General features: G+C 65.8%; 18 protein-coding genes. 5 read left to right on the top strand and 13 right to left on the bottom strand.

Annotated elements, in window-relative coordinates; genetic code table 11:
* Positions 1 to 7 precede the first annotated feature (7 nt).
* Positions 8 to 1,102: a carboxynorspermidine decarboxylase gene (locus ACN0SE_RS17310; RefSeq protein WP_417525784.1), complete on the bottom strand. Its 1,095-nt coding sequence runs from the start codon at positions 1,100 to 1,102 to the stop codon at positions 8 to 10.
* A 300-nt stretch (positions 1,103 to 1,402) separates the two neighbouring features.
* Here ACN0SE_RS17310 and ACN0SE_RS17305 point away from each other — a divergent pair, with 300 nt between their 5' ends.
* On the top strand, positions 1,403 to 2,197 hold the full coding sequence (locus ACN0SE_RS17305) for an SDR family oxidoreductase (RefSeq protein WP_417525783.1): 795 nt from the start codon (positions 1,403 to 1,405) through the stop codon (positions 2,195 to 2,197).
* Positions 2,198 to 2,217: 20 nt separating this feature from the next.
* On the opposite strand, the gene ACN0SE_RS17300 is transcribed toward ACN0SE_RS17305, so the two are convergent.
* The 5 genes from ACN0SE_RS17300 to ACN0SE_RS17280 form a co-directional block, all read right to left on the bottom strand.
* Positions 2,218 to 2,970, bottom strand: coding sequence for an ABC transporter permease (locus ACN0SE_RS17300; RefSeq protein ID WP_417525782.1), 753 nt, complete (start codon positions 2,968 to 2,970; stop codon positions 2,218 to 2,220).
* Positions 2,971 to 2,974: 4 nt separating this feature from the next.
* Complete coding sequence (locus ACN0SE_RS17295; RefSeq protein ID WP_417525781.1) at positions 2,975 to 3,775, bottom strand: ABC transporter ATP-binding protein; 801 nt, start codon at positions 3,773 to 3,775, stop codon at positions 2,975 to 2,977.
* Positions 3,762 to 4,523 carry an ABC transporter permease gene (locus ACN0SE_RS17290; protein ID WP_417525780.1) on the bottom strand — a complete coding sequence of 254 codons (762 nt, stop codon included), beginning with the start codon at positions 4,521 to 4,523 and terminating at the stop codon, positions 3,762 to 3,764. Before ACN0SE_RS17290 ends, ACN0SE_RS17295 begins: the two co-directional genes overlap by 14 nt.
* Positions 4,524 to 4,596: 73 nt before the next feature.
* Positions 4,597 to 5,577: an ABC transporter substrate-binding protein gene (locus ACN0SE_RS17285; protein ID WP_417525779.1), complete on the bottom strand. Its 981-nt coding sequence runs from the start codon at positions 5,575 to 5,577 to the stop codon at positions 4,597 to 4,599.
* A gap of 81 nt (positions 5,578 to 5,658) precedes the next feature.
* On the bottom strand, positions 5,659 to 6,309 hold the full coding sequence (locus ACN0SE_RS17280; RefSeq protein ID WP_417525778.1) for a FadR/GntR family transcriptional regulator: 651 nt from the start codon (positions 6,307 to 6,309) through the stop codon (positions 5,659 to 5,661).
* Positions 6,310 to 6,519: 210 nt separating this feature from the next.
* Between ACN0SE_RS17280 and ACN0SE_RS17275 the strand changes: the two genes are divergently transcribed.
* From ACN0SE_RS17275 to ACN0SE_RS17265, 3 genes are all read left to right on the top strand, one after another.
* Positions 6,520 to 7,206, top strand: coding sequence for a fumarylacetoacetate hydrolase family protein (locus ACN0SE_RS17275; protein ID WP_417525777.1), 687 nt, complete (start codon positions 6,520 to 6,522; stop codon positions 7,204 to 7,206).
* A gap of 62 nt (positions 7,207 to 7,268) precedes the next feature.
* Positions 7,269 to 8,804: an acyl--CoA ligase gene (locus ACN0SE_RS17270; RefSeq protein ID WP_417525776.1), complete on the top strand. Its 1,536-nt coding sequence runs from the start codon at positions 7,269 to 7,271 to the stop codon at positions 8,802 to 8,804.
* Positions 8,805 to 8,806: 2 nt separating this feature from the next.
* Positions 8,807 to 9,787 carry a 2-dehydropantoate 2-reductase gene (locus tag ACN0SE_RS17265; protein ID WP_417525775.1) on the top strand — a complete coding sequence of 327 codons (981 nt, stop codon included), beginning with the start codon at positions 8,807 to 8,809 and terminating at the stop codon, positions 9,785 to 9,787.
* Between the two features lie 29 nt (positions 9,788 to 9,816).
* On the opposite strand, the gene ACN0SE_RS17260 is transcribed toward ACN0SE_RS17265, so the two are convergent.
* The 5 genes from ACN0SE_RS17260 to ACN0SE_RS17240 are packed head-to-tail and all read right to left on the bottom strand — an operon-like array spanning position 9,817 to position 12,529.
* Positions 9,817 to 10,179, bottom strand: coding sequence for a hypothetical protein (locus ACN0SE_RS17260; RefSeq protein ID WP_417525774.1), 363 nt, complete (start codon positions 10,177 to 10,179; stop codon positions 9,817 to 9,819).
* Positions 10,180 to 10,183: 4 nt separating this feature from the next.
* Positions 10,184 to 11,599, bottom strand: coding sequence for a mercury(II) reductase (gene merA, locus ACN0SE_RS17255; protein ID WP_417525773.1), 1,416 nt, complete (start codon positions 11,597 to 11,599; stop codon positions 10,184 to 10,186).
* Positions 11,596 to 11,832 (bottom strand): mercury resistance system transport protein MerF, encoded by a 237-nt coding sequence (gene merF / locus ACN0SE_RS17250; protein WP_417525772.1) that lies wholly within the window; start codon positions 11,830 to 11,832, stop codon positions 11,596 to 11,598. Before merF ends, merA begins: the two co-directional genes overlap by 4 nt.
* Positions 11,829 to 12,137 carry a heavy-metal-associated domain-containing protein gene (locus tag ACN0SE_RS17245; RefSeq protein WP_417525771.1) on the bottom strand — a complete coding sequence of 103 codons (309 nt, stop codon included), beginning with the start codon at positions 12,135 to 12,137 and terminating at the stop codon, positions 11,829 to 11,831. Before ACN0SE_RS17245 ends, merF begins: the two co-directional genes overlap by 4 nt.
* Positions 12,138 to 12,139: 2 nt before the next feature.
* Complete coding sequence (locus ACN0SE_RS17240) at positions 12,140 to 12,529, bottom strand: mercuric transporter MerT family protein (RefSeq protein WP_417525770.1); 390 nt, start codon at positions 12,527 to 12,529, stop codon at positions 12,140 to 12,142.
* A 75-nt stretch (positions 12,530 to 12,604) separates the two neighbouring features.
* Here ACN0SE_RS17240 and ACN0SE_RS17235 point away from each other — a divergent pair, with 75 nt between their 5' ends.
* Positions 12,605 to 13,039 (top strand): MerR family transcriptional regulator, encoded by a 435-nt coding sequence (locus ACN0SE_RS17235; protein WP_417525769.1) that lies wholly within the window; start codon positions 12,605 to 12,607, stop codon positions 13,037 to 13,039.
* A 95-nt stretch (positions 13,040 to 13,134) separates the two neighbouring features.
* Here ACN0SE_RS17235 and tcuB read toward each other — a convergent pair whose 3' ends face one another.
* Positions 13,135 to 14,220: a tricarballylate utilization 4Fe-4S protein TcuB gene (gene tcuB / locus ACN0SE_RS17230; protein WP_417525768.1), complete on the bottom strand. Its 1,086-nt coding sequence runs from the start codon at positions 14,218 to 14,220 to the stop codon at positions 13,135 to 13,137.
* Positions 14,210 to 15,604 (bottom strand): FAD-dependent tricarballylate dehydrogenase TcuA, encoded by a 1,395-nt coding sequence (gene tcuA, locus ACN0SE_RS17225; RefSeq protein WP_417525767.1) that lies wholly within the window; start codon positions 15,602 to 15,604, stop codon positions 14,210 to 14,212. The genes tcuB and tcuA overlap by 11 nt, the downstream gene beginning before the upstream one ends.
* Between the last annotated feature and the right edge of the window lie 87 nt (positions 15,605 to 15,691).

Below are 15,691 nucleotides of genomic sequence, written 5' to 3'. Positions count from 1 at the left end.
TCCCGTGTCAGGAAAGCGCGGACCGGAAATCCGCATAATCGAAATCGCGCACCTTGGTGATGCTGCCATCCAGTTCTCGCAGCGCGATGCCGGGCATCCGGACGCCGTTGAACCAGTTCTTCTTGACCATCGTGTAGCCCGCCGCATCCTGGAACGAGAGCCGGTCGCCGGGCTTCAGCGGCGCCTCGAAGCGGAACTCGCCGAAGATATCGCCGGCCAGGCAGGACTTGCCGCAGATCATCCATTCATGCGGGCCGGTGTCGGGCGTGACCTTGGCGCTTTCACGGTAGATCAGCAGGTCGAGCATATGCGCCTCGATCGAGCTGTCGACGATGGCGAGGTTCTTGCCGTTGAAGAGCGTGTCGAGCACCGTCACCTCCAGCGTCGCCGCCCCGGTAATCGCGGCCTCGCCCGGCTCGAGATAGACCTGCACGCCGAAGCGTTCCGCGAACTGCCGCAGCCGCTCGGCCAGACGGTCCAGCGGATAGCCCTCGCCGGTGAAATGGATGCCGCCGCCGAGGCTGACCCACTCCATCCGGTGCAGGGTCTCGCCGAAGCGCTCTTCGATCAGGGTCAGCATCTCCGAGAACCGGTCGAAATCGTCGTTCTCGCAGTTGTTGTGGAACATCAGCCCGCTGATCCGATGGGACACCGCCGCGATCTGCGCCGGGTCATGTTCGCCCAGCCGGCTGAAGGGGCGTGCCGGATCGGCGAGGTCGAAGTCAGAGGTCGAGACGCCGGGGTTGACCCGCAGCCCCCGTACCCGGCCCTGCGAATGCGCGTCAAAGCGGTCGAGCTGACCGATCGAGTTGAAGATGATCTTGTCGCAATGTGACAGCACCTCGTCGATCTCGTCGTCGGCATAGGCCACCGAATAGGCATGGGTCTCGCCGCCGAATTCCTCGTGCCCCAGCCGCACCTCGTAGAGTGAGGAGGAGGTCGAGCCATCCATGTATTGCGCCATGAGGTCGAAAACCGACCAAGTGGCAAAGCATTTCAGCGCCAGAAGCGACCTGGCGCCCGAGGCATCGCGCAGCCATGCGATCTTTTCGAGGTTCGTCAGCAGGCGAGACTTGTCGATCAGGTAAAAGGGGGTTTGCATGGCAACATCCTCTTCAAGGGCCGACCCGGGTTGCGGGCGTCCCGATTAGAGCAAGTCGCCCGACAACGCAAAGCCCTAGCGCCCGAACGTGCCGTTAGGGCAGGTTTCGGGGGTTTTGCGCTGCCAAAAGCCATGCTTGACGGGCTAATCCGCGGTTTTTATCCTTCTCTCATCGGCAGAGGAGTGAACGACGATGGACCAGCGCCCCCGGTAATTCCGGCCCGCCGCCCCGCTGGGCGGCCCTGCGCCTCGGGCAGATGACGCCCGAATTCCGTCGTTCACAGACCTTACGGAGCTCTCATGCCCAGACTTTCAGACAAGACCGCCCTCGTGACCGGGGGTGCCCGCGGCATCGGTGCCGCCATCGCCACCGCCTTTCGCAACGAGGGAGCCGATGTCATCCTCACCGACATCGACGAAACGACAGGCCAGGCCAAGGCCGCCGAGATCGGCGCGCGCTTCCTGCCACTCGACGTCTCGTCAGAGGCACAGTGGCAGGCGCTGGAGGGCCAGGTCCCTGCCCTCGACGTGCTGGTGAACAATGCCGGCATCACCGGCTTCGAAGGCCCCTTCGACGGCGCCCCGCCGGCGCATGACCCGGAGAATGCCAGCCTCGCTGACTGGCGGGCGGTGCATGCGGTGAACACCGACGGCACCTTTCTGGGTTGTCGCTATGCGATCCGTGCCATGCGGACCAAGGGTGCTGGCAGCATCATCAACATCTCGTCGCGCTCGGGCCTGGTGGGCATTCCGATGGCGGCGGCCTATGCGGCGTCAAAGGCGGCGATCCGCAACCACAGCAAATCCGTGGCGCTTTATTGCGCGGCGCAAGGCCTCGCCATTCGCTGCAACTCGATCCACCCGGCGGCGATCATGACCCCGATGTGGGAACCGATGCTGGGCACCGGCCCCGACCGGGCCGCGCGCGAGGCCGCCATGGTCGCCGACACCCCGATGCGCCGCTTCGGCACGCCCGAGGAAGTGGCGGCGCTGGCGGTGCTGCTGGCCTCTGACGAGGCCGCCTACATGACCGGCGCGGAACTGACGATCGACGGGGGGCTTCTGGCCGGCTCTGCCGCATCCCCCGGAGGCTGACGCCGCCGGGGGACCGGGTTTCAGCGCTTGGCCGCGTAATAGGCGACGCGCCGTTCGAGATAGGCCAGCACCTCGGAGATGACGAAGGCCAGGGCAAAGAGCACGATCAGCACCGCCCAGAAATGCGCCATCAGGAAGTTCGAGGAATAGAGTTCGAAGAGCGCCCCGAAACCCACGATAGAGATCAGCAACTGGCCGATGATCACGCCCTTGACCGCCCGGATCACGCCGATCCGCACGCCGCCGAGGATTTCCGGTAGCGCCGCCCAGAAGTAGATCTTGAAGAAGGCATCGGTGGGCGAGGCACCGAAGGACTTGGCCATCTCGACCAGCGAGCGGTTGATCTGCTTCACCCCGGCGCGCGAATTCAGGATGATGATCCAGATCGCAAACAGCGTCGTGGTGATGATGATCGACTTCATGCCGAAGCCGAAGAGCACCATGAGCACCGGCACCAGCGCCGTCAGCGGCGCGCTGAGAAAGACGTTGACCCAGGGCAGCAGCAGCTCGTCCAGCAGCCGCGAGCGGCCCATCAGGATGCCCACCGGGATGCCGATGGCAACGGCAAAGAACACCCCCAGCGAAAAGGCATAGGCGGTCTCGCCCAGCGCCTTGAGGAAGGCCGGCGTGCCGATGATCTCGAACAGTGTCGCCAGCACCTCTGAGAGCGGTGGAATGAAGAAGGTCGCATCGAGCTGGCCGATCAGTTCCCACAACAGGCCCCAGATGATCAGCGAGGACATGCCCGGCAGGGTGTAGCCGTAGATCTTCATGACATCACTCCACGTAGCTGCGCAGCGAGGCCCAGATATCGTCGACGATATCGAGGTATTCCGGGTCGCGGCGGATCTTGTTGATCTCCTTGTGGCGGAAGCCCGAGGGTCGGATGATCTCGGAGACGCGGCTGGGGCGTGGCAGCAGGATGGCGATCTGGTCGGAGACATAGACCGCCTCTTCGATCGAGTGGGTGACGAAGATGAAGGTCTTGTTCTCGTTCTGAACGAGGCCCAGCAGGTCCTCCTGGAACTTGCGGCGGGTCTGTTCGTCGACGGCCGAGAACGGCTCGTCCATCAACAGCACCTTGGCATCGACCGAAAGCGCGCGCGCCAGACCCACCCTCTGGCGCATGCCGCCGGACAGCTCGTGCGGATAGCTGTTCTCGAAGCCCGCCAGCCCGACCTCCTTGATGTAGCGCGCGGCGATATCCTCGCGCTTGGACTTGTTGACGCCGCGCAACTCCAGCCCGAAGGCCACGTTGCGCATGACCGAGGCCCAGGGCAGCAACGCAAAGTCCTGAAAGACGAAGGCGCGGTTGGGACCGGGGCCGGTGACCGGCTTGCCGTTGACCTCGACCTCGCCCGAGGTGGGATCCAGCAGACCGGCGATGATCTTGAGCAGCGTGGTCTTGCCGCAGCCCGAGGGCCCCAGCAGCGAGGTCAGCTGGCCGCGGGGAAACTCCAGCGACAGATCCTTCAGCGCCTCCACCGCACCGTAGTTCTTCGAAATGTTGCGAACCGAGACTGCGATCTCGCTCAGGGCGGGTTCTGCCTTGGCAGTGGCTTCCTTAGTCAGTGACATATCCACGGTCGTGTCCTTTGAAGAGAGATTTTTCGGTGCGCTCCAGGAAGTTCAGGAACAGGACGGCCAGCACGATGATCGAGAAGATCGCCGCATACATGCTGGGATAATCGGCAATCGACCGGCTGAAGGTGATGATGTCGCCGACGCCGGTGGGCGTGATCTTGAGCTCGGCCAGGATCGCGCCGATGAAGCCGGCCGAGACGCCGAGACGCAGACCCGAGAAGATCAGCGGCGAAGCGGCGGGAATGATGATCTTGATCAGCATGTCGGTGCGTGAGCCGAGGAAGGATTTACACATCTCCTTCATCGATTCCGGCGTGTGGCGCACGGCGCCCGCGGTGTTCAGCACGATCACCGGCATGGCCATGATGCAGACCACGAAGACCTTGGAGGTCAGCCCGATGCCGTAGGCCATGACCAGCAGCGGGATCAGAGCGGCCAGCGGGGCCGACTGCATGACGATGAAGATCGGCGACACCAGCCAGTCGAAGAACTTGCTGAGCCCGATCCAGAGCCCCAGCGCAATGCCCAGCACGGTCGAGATCGCGACGCCGACGACCAGCGGTCTCAGGGTTTCGGCATAGGCGTGCCAGAGCCGGCCATCCAGGGCCATCTCGCCCAGCGCCGTCATGGATTCGAGAAAGGTCGGGAAGGCATAGCTGACAGGGATCCGGCCAGCGATTTCCCAGGCCCCGAAGATGATGAAGGCCGACAGGAATTTCAGAAAGAGTGAGCGGTGCGCCATGGGGTGTGGTCCCGTGTCATGGAAGGAGAAGGGGCGACCGGGCCGGTTGTGCCCGGCCCGGTCGCCGCGGGCCTTACTGCATCGCCTTGTCGAGCGGCGCCATGTACCAGAAGTCCTCGATGTTCAGCTCGGACGGGTCGCCTTCGAGCTGGCCTGCGGCCGAGTACCACTCGAGATCCGCCATCGCCGCGACCTTGCCGCCTCCGTTTTTCGAATAGAGCCCGGCCTCGACCGCATCGCTGTAGAAGCCGTCAAGCTCGTCGAGGATCTCTTTCGGCAGCTGGCCGATCGGGCCGTCGGGGTTGGTCTCGCGCCGGATGATCGTCGGGTCCTCGTGCATGTCGCGATAGACGCTGAGCAGCGCGTTGACGAAGATTTCGACGTCCTCCTCGTTGTTCTTGATCCAGTCGAGGTTGGCAAAGAGCGCCTCGTCAGAAGCCTCGACCTCGAACATCTCGAGCACGTTGAAGCGGTCGGCCGCCGGGCCGCGCATCAACTTGTTGGTGTTCGACAGGTCGATGATCGTGGCATCGGCCTGACCGCCCAGCAGCGCCGCCACGCGGTTGGATGAGCCGGGCACGTAGGAACGGGCGCCGAATTTGATGCCGAGCCGGTCCTCGATCACGTTGGCGATGGAATCGGTGCCGCCGCCGCGCGAGTGCAGCAGGATCGGCTCGCCATCCAGATCCTCGAGCTTTTCGTATTTCTTGGTGGTGACCGGAAAGAACTTGAGCTTCGACAGCTGGAAGATGATGCGGATCGGCGCCTTCGAGCGCTGCATCGCCGCGTAGGGCGTGCCGAATCCGATGTCCATCTGGCCGCTCAGCACCGCCTGGATTGCCAGTTCCTCGTCGGAAAAGGCGGTCCATTCATAGTCCAGGCCGTTGGCCTTGGCCCGGTCGAGCGCCACGAAAAAGGCCGCCAGTTCGTCCGACGGCGTTTCGGCCAAGGCGATCTTGATCGTCTCGGCCTGGGCCACGGCGGGCAGCATCAGGCTGCCGGCCATCACCGCCCCGGCGATGAACGCCGTGGTCTTGCGAAAGAAATGTTTCATCTTGTCCTCCCTTGGTTTTTGTTTCTGGGTCCTGCCGGCGGGCTGGCGCGGATTTTCCGTCTTCCGGCCCCCGGCCTGCTCTCAGATCTCCCCGAACAGGCGCGCCGACACCGACCCGATGTGCCGGCGCATGGAATCATGCGCCGCCATCGGATCGCGCGCCTCGACGGCGGCGGCGATGTTCCTGTGCTCCTCGAAACTGGTGTGGCTGCGCGGCGGGCGGATGTTGTCGCGCACCACCCGGCGCCAGGCCACGTTGCGCTGAACCTTGTTCATCTGGTCGTAGAGCGTGACCAGCAGCAGGTTGTCCGAAGCCACCGCGACGGCGTGGTGAAAGGCATCGTCATGCGCCTCGTATTCCGCCCAGGTCTCGGCCTCTTCACAGGCCTCGACGGCGCGCAGGATCTGCGACACCGCCTTGCCCGAGGCATTGACCGCCGCCTCGCGGGCGATAGCCGGTTCGATGCTCAGCCGCGCGCGCATCACCTTGACCGGTGTCAGGTGGTGGCCGATGTCGGGCATCTCCGGAACGATCGGCTTGTCCTCCGGCACGGCCAGAAAGGTGCCCTTGCCCACGTGCCGCCAGATCAGCCCCTCGCGCTCCAGCGCATCGAGCGCCTTGCGCAGCCTGGTGCGCGACATGCCCAATGCGCCGATCAGGTCGCGCTCTGCCGGAAGCCGGTCGCCCGGAGCATATCCACCGGCGTCGATGAAGGCTTTCAGACTGTCCACGCTGGCCTGGCGGCTGATGTGCATTGGTTGGTCCATTTTACGTCTTTACCCCGATATTGGTCTACCAATCAGGGGGTATTACAGCGAGTATGGCCGATCAATGTCACATTGCAAGAAATAAAATCGATATTATTGCGACGCCTTCGGATTGATCCGAAATTGATCTGAGCCTATGACTTTTGGTAACGAATCGAAATCCCTGGAGGATCCATGCCCGAATATGTCTTCGAACCGCCGCAGCCCGTGGCGCTGCCGGTCGCCGGTAGCGATGCGCTTGTCCCGGTCCGCCGGGTCTATTGCATCGGGCGCAACTACGCCGCGCATTCGATCGAGATGGGTGATGATCCCGACCGCGATCCGCCGTTCTTTTTTCAGAAAAACCCCGACAACCTCGACCCCTCCGGCGAGTTTCCCTACCCCAGCCAGTCCGACGATGTGCATTACGAGGCCGAGATGGCCGTGGTGCTCAAGCAGGGCGGCACCAACATCCCGCTCGACCAGGCGCTGGACCATGTCTTCGGCTACGCCCTGTCGCTCGACATGACGCGGCGCGACCTGCAGGGCGCCGCCAAGAAGAAGGGCCGCCCCTGGGAGGTCGGCAAGGCCTTTGAACGCTCGGCGCCCATCGGGCCGATCCTGCCGGTGGAGCAGGTGGGCCACCCCTCTGAGGGGCGGCTGGAGCTGACGGTGAACGGCGAGACAAAGCAGGAAGGCGACCTGAACCAGATGATCTGGAAGGTGCCGGAAATGATCTCCTACCTCTCGGAATACTTCGAACTGGCGCCGGGCGATGTGATCCTGTCGGGCACCCCCGCCGGTGTCGGCCCGGTTGAAAAGGGCGATGTGATGGAGCTGACCATCGACGGCCTCGGCAGCCTGAAGATCCCGGTCGTCTGACCTCAGCCGCATTGCCAGACAGGGCCGCCCTCGGGGCGGTCCACCTACAAGCGGAGCCTGCCATGAGCCACACCCTCGCCACCCTGATCGCGGCGCATGACGCCTCTGCCCCCGCCATCGGCGCGCCCGGGCGCGACTGGCTGACCTACGGCGGCTTGCGTGAGTTGAGCGCCGAGGTGACCGGCGCGCTGCACGCCCAGGGCATCGGCCGCGGCGACCGGGTGGCCATCGTGCTGCCCAACGGGCCGGAGATGGCCACCGCCTTTGTCACCATCGCCGGGGCCGCGACCTCGGCACCGCTGAACCCGGCCTATCGGCAGGAGGAATACGAGTTCTACCTCGAAGACCTCAAGGCCAAGGCGCTGGTGGTGGCCGACGATTACGACGGCCCTGCCCTGCCCGCCGCCGCAAGGTTCGGCATTCGCGTGCTGCGGCTGACCCCTTCAGACAGCGGCCCCGCCGGCCACTTCTCCCTGTCGACCGAAGGCGCGGCGGGTGATTGCGACACATCTGCCCCGGGCGGTGACGACATCGCGCTGATCCTGCACACCTCGGGCACGACCTCGCGCCCAAAGATCGTGCCGCTGCTGCAATCCAACGTCGCCGCCTCGGCGCAGAACGTCAGCGCTTCGCTGGCCCTGACCCCCGCCGATTGCTGCCTGAACGTGATGCCGCTCTTTCACATCCACGGGCTGATCGCAGCCGTCTCGGCCTCGCTGGCTGCCGGCGCCCGTATCAGCTGTGCGCCGGGCTTCAACGCGCTAAAGTTCTTCGCCCAGCTCGACGAGGTCCGCCCCACGTGGTTTACCGCCGTGCCGACCATGCACCAGGCGATCCTCGCCCGCGCCGCCCGCAATCGCGAGATCATCGACCGCGCGCCGCTGCGCTTCCTGCGCTCGTCCTCCGCCTCGCTGCCGGCGCCGGTGATGGAGGAGCTGGTCGCAACCTTCAACGCGCCGGTGATCGAGGCCTATGGCATGACCGAGGCCGCCCACCAGATGTGCTGCAACCCTCTGCCACCCCGCGCGCAGAAGCCCGGATCGGTAGGCATCGCCGCCGGCCCCGAGGTCGCCATCGCCGACGAGGGCGAGAACCGGCTGCTCGACGCTTCTGCCACCGGCGAAATCGTCATCAGCGGACCCAACGTGACCCCGGGCTACGAGGGCAACGCCAAGGCCAATGCCGAGAACTTCTTCGAAGCCGATGGCAAACGCTGGTTCCGTACCGGCGATCAGGGCGCCTTCGATGCAGAGGGCTACCTGCGGCTGACCGGCCGGCTGAAGGAGATCATCAACCGCGGCGGCGAGAAGATCAGCCCGCTCGAGGTCGACGCCGCGCTGCTGTCGCACCCCGAGATCGCGCAAGTCGTCTGTTTCGCGGTGCCGCATCCGAAGCTCGGCGAAGAGATCGCGGCGGCGGCAGTGTTGTCGGACGGCTCGTCGCTTGACGAAGCCGGCATCCGCGCCTTTGCCGCCGAACGGCTGGCCGATTTCAAGGTGCCCCGCCGGGTGATCCTGCTTGAGGAGATCCCCAAGGGCGCGACGGGCAAGATCCAGCGGATCGGCATGGCCGAGAAGCTGGGCCTGACGGAGGCCTGACCATGAAGATCTGCATCTTCGGCGCCGGTGCCATCGGCGGCTACATGGGGGTCAAGCTGGCGCAGGCCGGGGCCGATGTCAGCCTTGTGGCGCGTGGCCCGCATCTGGCGGCGATGCAAGCCAACGGTCTGACACTGCATGAGGAGGGCAATGACCCGGTCACCGTGCCGGTCACCGCCTCTGACGACCCGGCAGCCCTGGGTGTGCAGGATTACGTGATCGTCACGCTCAAGGCACATTCGGTGCCGCCAGTGGTCGAGCGGATGCAGCCGCTGATCGGATCCGAGACCACCATCGTCAGCGGCGTCAACGGCGTGCCCTGGTGGTACTTCCACAAGCACGGTGGCGCGTTCGAGGGCACACGGCTGGCCTCGGTCGATCCCGGCGACGCGCAGTGGAACGGCTTCGGTCCCGACCGGGTGCTAGGCTGCGTGGTCTACCCCGCCGCCGAGGTGATCGAGCCCGGCGTGATCAAGCACATCGAGGGCAATCGCTTTTCGCTGGGTGAACCCGACGGCTCGAAATCCGACCGCGCGCTGGCGCTTTCCAAGGCACTCTCGGCGGCCAGTCTCAAGGCGCCGGTCCGCCCCCGCATCCGCGACGAGATCTGGGTCAAGCTCTGGGGCAACCTGTCGTTCAACCCGATCTCGGCGCTGACCCATGCCACGCTCGACGTGCTCTGCACCGATCCCGGCACCCGCGCGGTGGCCCGCGCCATGATGTTCGAGGCGCAGGAGATCGCCGAAAAGCTGGGCGTGAAGTTCCCGATCGACGTCGACCGCCGCATCGACGGCGGCGCGGCGGTGGGCGCGCATCGCACCTCGATGTGGCAGGACCTGAACGCCGGCCGGCCGATGGAGATCGACGCGCTGGTAGCCTCGGTGCAGGAGCTCGGCCGGCTGACCGACACGCCGACCCCGACGCTGGACATTGTGCTTTCGCTCATCGCTTTGCGCGGGCGGGTTGCGGGGCTCTACGCCTGACGCGTTGATCCCTGCGGCACTATCGGGCCCTACCGATATTTTCCGAGCATTTGCTCGCTGAGCCACCAGATCGCCGCCACCCCGAGGCCCGTGGCCGCGCCCAGCCAGAGCCAGCCCTGGTCGCCAAGCCACAGCACGCCGGTGCCATGGCCCAGCACCGGCAGAATCATCGCCAGCAGGAAGGGGCCGGTGTAGCGGCAATGCACCCGCCCGCAACGCCGGGCATTGGCAAGGCACGCGCCGCCCATCCACGCCAGCGCCAGGCACCAGACGACGGTCTTGGGGCCATCGCCCAGCGGGATCGCCAGAAGCATGGCCGCCAGCGGCAGCCACCAGGCCAATATGCGGCTGAGCATGGTTGCTAGCAGGTCCTTGGCGGCGGGTTCGCTCATCGCGTCACCCGGCGCAGCAGGACAGCGCCGCCACGTCCTTTTCAAAGGTCTGGGCCGCGAGCTTCAGCCCTTCGACCGTGGTCAGATAGGGCATGATCGTGTCGCCGAGCTCTTCGTAGGTCAGCCCGGCCTTCAGCGCCATCGCCGCGGTCTGGATGCTGTCAGCACCCTCGGGCGCGAGGACCTGCGCGCCGAGCAGGCGTTTGCTGTGCGCGTCGGCCACCAGCTTGATCAGCCCGCGGGTATCGCGCGCCGCCAGCGCGCGCGGCACCGCGTCGAGCGGCAGGACCGAGGTCACGACCTCATGACCGGCGGCGCCGGCCTGCGCCGCGCTCAACCCGACACCGGCCACCTGCGGATCGGAAAACACCACCCAGGGCACGGTGGCGTTGTCATAGGTTCGCGCCTCGCCGGCCACGGCGTTGCGGGCCGCGATCTTGGCGCCGTAGGCCGCCATGTAGACGAACTGGTCGCGGCAGGTGACATCGCCCGCGGCCCAGACGTCTGGATTGGCGGTGCGCATCTGCGCATCGGTCTCGACGCCGCCGTTCGCGCGGGTGGCAATTCCGGCGGCGGCAAGGTTCAGCCCGTCACTGTCGGGCACCCGGCCGGTGGCCAGCAGCAGCCGCTCGGCGCTCAGCACCTCCCCCGAGGTCAGATGCAGCGAGGTGCCGCCGGAGCCTTGCGACACTCGTTCGTAACCGCTGGCGCGCACCAGCCGGATGCGCTCTTCCGCCAGATACCCCTCCAGTGCCTCCGACACCTCCGGTTCGGCCTCGGGCAGGACACCCCGGCGGCTGACCAGCGTCACCGCGACACCGGCCCGGGCGAAAAGCTGCGCCAGCTCGACGCCGATATAACCGGCGCCCAGCACCAGCAGCGAGGCTGGCAGCTCGGTCAATTCCAGCGCCGATGTACTGTCGAGCGTCTCGACCGCCTCGATCCCCGGGATCGCCGGAACATGCGGGCGGGAACCCGTGGCAAGGATGACCTTGGCCGCCGGAAAGAGGCTGCCATCGACCGTCAGCCGCCCGTTGTCGTCAAACCGCGCCCTGCCCTCGATGTAGTCCACCCCCTCGTGTTGCGGCAGCACATCGGCATATTTCGCCCGGCGCAGCTCATCGACCAGCGCCTGTTTCTGCGCCACGGTGGCGGCCCAGTCGGCCACGCGCGCCTCGGCCTCGAGCCCATGGAAGCGGGTCACGGTCCGCGCGTGATGCAGGCTCTCGACGGCGCGGATCAGCGCCTTGGACGGAACGCAACCGACGTTCACGCAGGTGCCGCCAAGCGTGCCGGCCCCGATCAGCGCGACGCGGGCCCCGGCCTCGGCGGCGGTGATGGCGGCGGAAAAACCGGCGGACCCGGCCCCGATCACGGCGATGTCATAGGCCCCGCGTTCAGGTGTCTTGCTGTCTTTCATGACGGGGTCTCCGAGCTGCGGCGCCTCCAGAGCGCGTAGATCATGATGCCGATGAAGAGCGCGAGCGCCGGCAGCAGCACGTAATCGAGCCAGCCCAAGAGCGCCGACAATCCGACCGCGCCGAGCAGGATCACCAGCACCGGCGTGACACAGCAGAGCGCAACGACGACCGTGCCGATCAGCCCGACCTTCAGCAAACCGTCGCGACCAGCAGGTGCGTCAGCGTCCTTCATGAGCCGGTCTCCGTGGCGACGCTGGCGCCGTAGCCCACGCCGGTCACGGCAGCGACGATGGCCGCGGGGTCGGTCAGCGCATCGTCGTAGCGCACCACATATAGACCGGTATCCGCCTCACCCTCGGTAAATTCGAGGATCTGGACGCTCTCCACCCGCTTCAGCGTGGTGGTGACGATGAAGCTGCAGGAGGGGCAGGTCAGCCCCTCCACGGCGATGTGAGTGGTGGCCTCAGCCGCCAGCGCCGCGCTGGCAGAAAGGAGAAGGGCAGTGGTGGATACAAGCAGCTTCATGGCGGACCTCATGATCAGAATGTCAGAAGAAAGGGCGACAGCATCGGGAAGATCAGGGCGAGCAGCACGACGCCCGTTGCGCCCCAGAGCAGCCCGCGCATCACCCGGCGGTCGACGGGCCGGGCGCAGGTGCCATCGGCGCAGGCCTCGGTGGGCACCGGGCGATAGGCCTTCCAGAACCCGTAGGCCAGCGCCGCCCCCGCAAAGCTCAGCGTGAGCCATTTGTAGGCATAAAGCGCGGTGAGCTGACCGATGAACACCCCGGTCACCCCGAGGCTGACCAGAACCAGCGGCAGGATGCAGCAGGACGTCATGGCCAGCGCGCCAATCACACCGGCGCCGGTGGCAAGCCAGCCGGACCGGTCCTCCTGTTGCTCTGTGGTCGCCATGGTGTGATCTGTCATCGGCCTGCTCTGCGTTGCGGAGTGATGACAGGCAAGATAGGGTCTGTAGCTGCTACAGGATCAAGGAGAAACCCGATGCCGGAGGATCACGGAGTTGCGAGCGCTCTCAAACGCTCGGACCTGGCGCGGCTGACCGGCTGCAACCTCGAGACCATCCGCTACTACGAAGGTGTGGGCCTGATGCCCGATCCGCCGCGCAGCCCCGCCGGGCACCGCCGCTACGGCACCGCGCATGTCGAACGGCTGGGCTTCATCATGCGAGCGCGCGAGCTGGGTTTTACCATGGAGGAAATCCGCGGCCTGCTGAGCCTGGTCGACCGCGGCAGCCACACCTGCGGCGAGGTTGAAAAGCGCGGGCGGCATCATCTGGACGTGGTGCGCGCCAAGATCCGCGATCTCCAGAACATCGAGGCCACGCTGGCAGAGACGATCTCGCAATGCAGCGGGTCTGACACACCGGATTGCCCGCTGCTCACGGTGCTGTCGAACGGGGCGTTGGCGCGGGAGTGACTAGCCCAAGGAGGTCCCCGAAGGGGGCCGAGGGCGATTGAAAGTCCCTGCTCGCCGAGCATGCCAACCTGAAATGGAAGCGTCGGCGCCGAACCTCATGAGGCGCTTTGAGCCTGACGCGTCGATTTTGTTGCTTCTTCCCGGGCCAGCGCGGCCAGACGATAGAAGCCATGCGCCATCTTGGAATAGGGAGTCAGCAGGAAGAAGGTCAGCACCGCGCCAAGGTGAAGCGGCAAGAGCCAGCCAACCATTTGCGTTCCCGTAGCCGCAAAGAGCAGCAACCCGGTCGCGCTGACGATGAAGAGCAAGAGGATGAACGCCATCTCACCGCCCCAGGCCGCAGGCGCGCCAAGCTGCGGGTCGGCCTTGAGCTTCAGCGCTGCCAGCCCTGCGGTGCCGATGCAGAGCAGCACACCCCCCGGAAGACCGAGCAGTTTCGGCAGACTGAACAGGCCATAAGGCGCTTCCCACCCCAGCAGGTAATGCATCAGCGTACCGCTGGCGGTGGAGGCAAAGCACAGCAGGAAGCCATAGAGCACCGCCTGATGGAAATGCCGGCGGGCGTGGGTGAATCGGTCTTCATCTTCGAAATTGCAGCCGTCGCCGTGACCGCCTTCGAGGTTCTTCATGCGACCGGCGGACCGCATCGCGCGCCAGACATCGCCAAGCCGCAACGTCCCGCCGCCCACCGTGCGCCAGTAGCCGCGCAGCGAGACCGCGATGGCGGCCAGCGGCAGCAGGAAGGCCGGAGCAAAGATCGCAACCATCAGCCCGTGCGACATGTAGGCATAGAAGCCCTCGCTGCTCTCGGGTTGCATCGCTTGCGCAAGAACGAAGATCAGCGCAAAGCCCAGCACCAGCCCGGCGGCCATCAGCACGCCGGAGCGGTCGAAGAGATCGGCGAAGACGCGCGGCCATGCGTGAGCCTTCCAGCTGTCCTGACGCACCTCGGCGAGGGCTTTCGGCAGGTTCAGGTCAAACTCGTGCGGTGCGGTGTACTGACAGGCATAGTAGCAGCCCCGGCAGTTGTGGCAGAGGTTCGCCAGTTGCGTGAGGTCCCCGTCGGAGAACGCGCGTTCGCGGTGGAGCGCCGGAAAAACCGAGCAATAGCCTTCGCAATAGCGGCAGGCGTTGCAGATCTCGGCCTGACGGCGGGCTTCCTGAAGCAGATCAGTTTGCATGGGCGGCGGCCTCCTTGCCTGCGATGCGTCCGAAGACGGTGCCGATGGTCATGCCGAAGCCGGCGAGGTAGCCTTGCCCGAGGATCGAGCCCGCCATGGTCTCGCCCGCGGCCCAGAGATTGGCGATGGGTTTGCCGTTTGCGTGACACTGGGCGTTTTCGTCGACCTTGAGCCCGAGGTAGGTGAAGGTGACACCGGTGCGCAGGCTGTAGCCGTAGAAGGGCGGCTCGGTGATCGGGCGGGCCCAGTTGGTCTTCGGGGGCGTGAGGCCAGTGGTCGAAACGCCGTCCAGTTCCGTGGGGTGAAACCCCGAGGTATCGCCGCAGGCCGCGTTGAAGGTGTCGACCGTGGCGCGAAGCTTGTCGGGCGGCAGGCCCATCTTTAAAGCCAGATCTTCCAAGGTGCCGGCCTTGATCGGCGGGAAGACCGAAGGCATGAACAGCTCCAGCGACTTGGCGTCTATGACAACATAGCCCACTTGGTCCGGCTGTGCCGCCACCAGACGCCCCCAGATGGCGTAGCGTTTGGGCCAGACGTCTTCGCCCTCGTCGTAGAAGCGGTCACCGTCCTTGTTGACGACGATCGAAAACGGCACGCAGTCCAGCCGGGTGACGATCCCGCCGTCGAACTTGGGCGCGCGGCCGTCGATGGCCACGGCGTGGCATTGGGTCGGGTCGCCGACTTGCTCGACGCCTTGATCCAGCAGATCGGCCAGCACCACGCCGCGGTTGTAGGGCGTGCCGCGGATCAGGAAGTTCTTTGCCGCCGGCCCCCAGGCGCGGGCCAGCCAGTCGGTGTCCGCCTGAAACCCGCCCGAGGCCACGACGACGGATTTCGGCATGATGCGATGGCTTTCGCTATTCTGCGTGTAGTCGACATGGACGATCCGGTCGCCGTCAAGCTCCAGATGCGTCACCGCGGCTTCGTATTCGACCTGAACGCCAAGCGCCTCGGCCGTGCGGTAATAGGCATTCACCAGCGCCTTGCCGCCGCCGAGGAAGAAGGCATTGGTCCGCGCCAGTGACAGCGTGCCGGAGAGCGAAGGCTGGAAACGCACGCCGTGCGCCTCCATCCACGGCAGACACTCTTCCGAGGTGCGGATGGCGAGGCGGGCGAGGTGTTCATCGGTCTTGCCGCCGGTGACCTTCATCAGGTCGCCGAAGTACTCCTCTTCGCTGTAGCTCTCGACCAGCGGGCCGAGCGGGCCTTGGTGCATGCAGCGGAAGTTGCGGGTGTGGCGGGAGTTGCCACCGCGATAGGGCTTCGGCGCGGTCTCGAGGATCAGCACGCGGGCGCCGGCCTCGGCCGCGGTGATCGCAGCGCAGAGCGCGGCATTGCCGCCGCCAATGACGGCGATGTCACAGGGCTCGGGTCTGTCGGTCATCTGGGTCCTTTCAGGTCTCGTCCTGGCCACGGTCGCGTTCGCGCAGGGCGCGGATGCGCAGACGTTGCGAGGCTTCGATATGGGCGC

This window comes from Marinovum sp. (assembly GCF_048263515.1).
In the GTDB taxonomy this organism is placed as follows: Bacteria; Pseudomonadota; Alphaproteobacteria; order Rhodobacterales; family Rhodobacteraceae; genus Marinovum.
The sequence above is the reverse complement of the archived record's forward strand: the minus strand, read 5'-3'. Positions and strand labels throughout refer to the sequence as shown.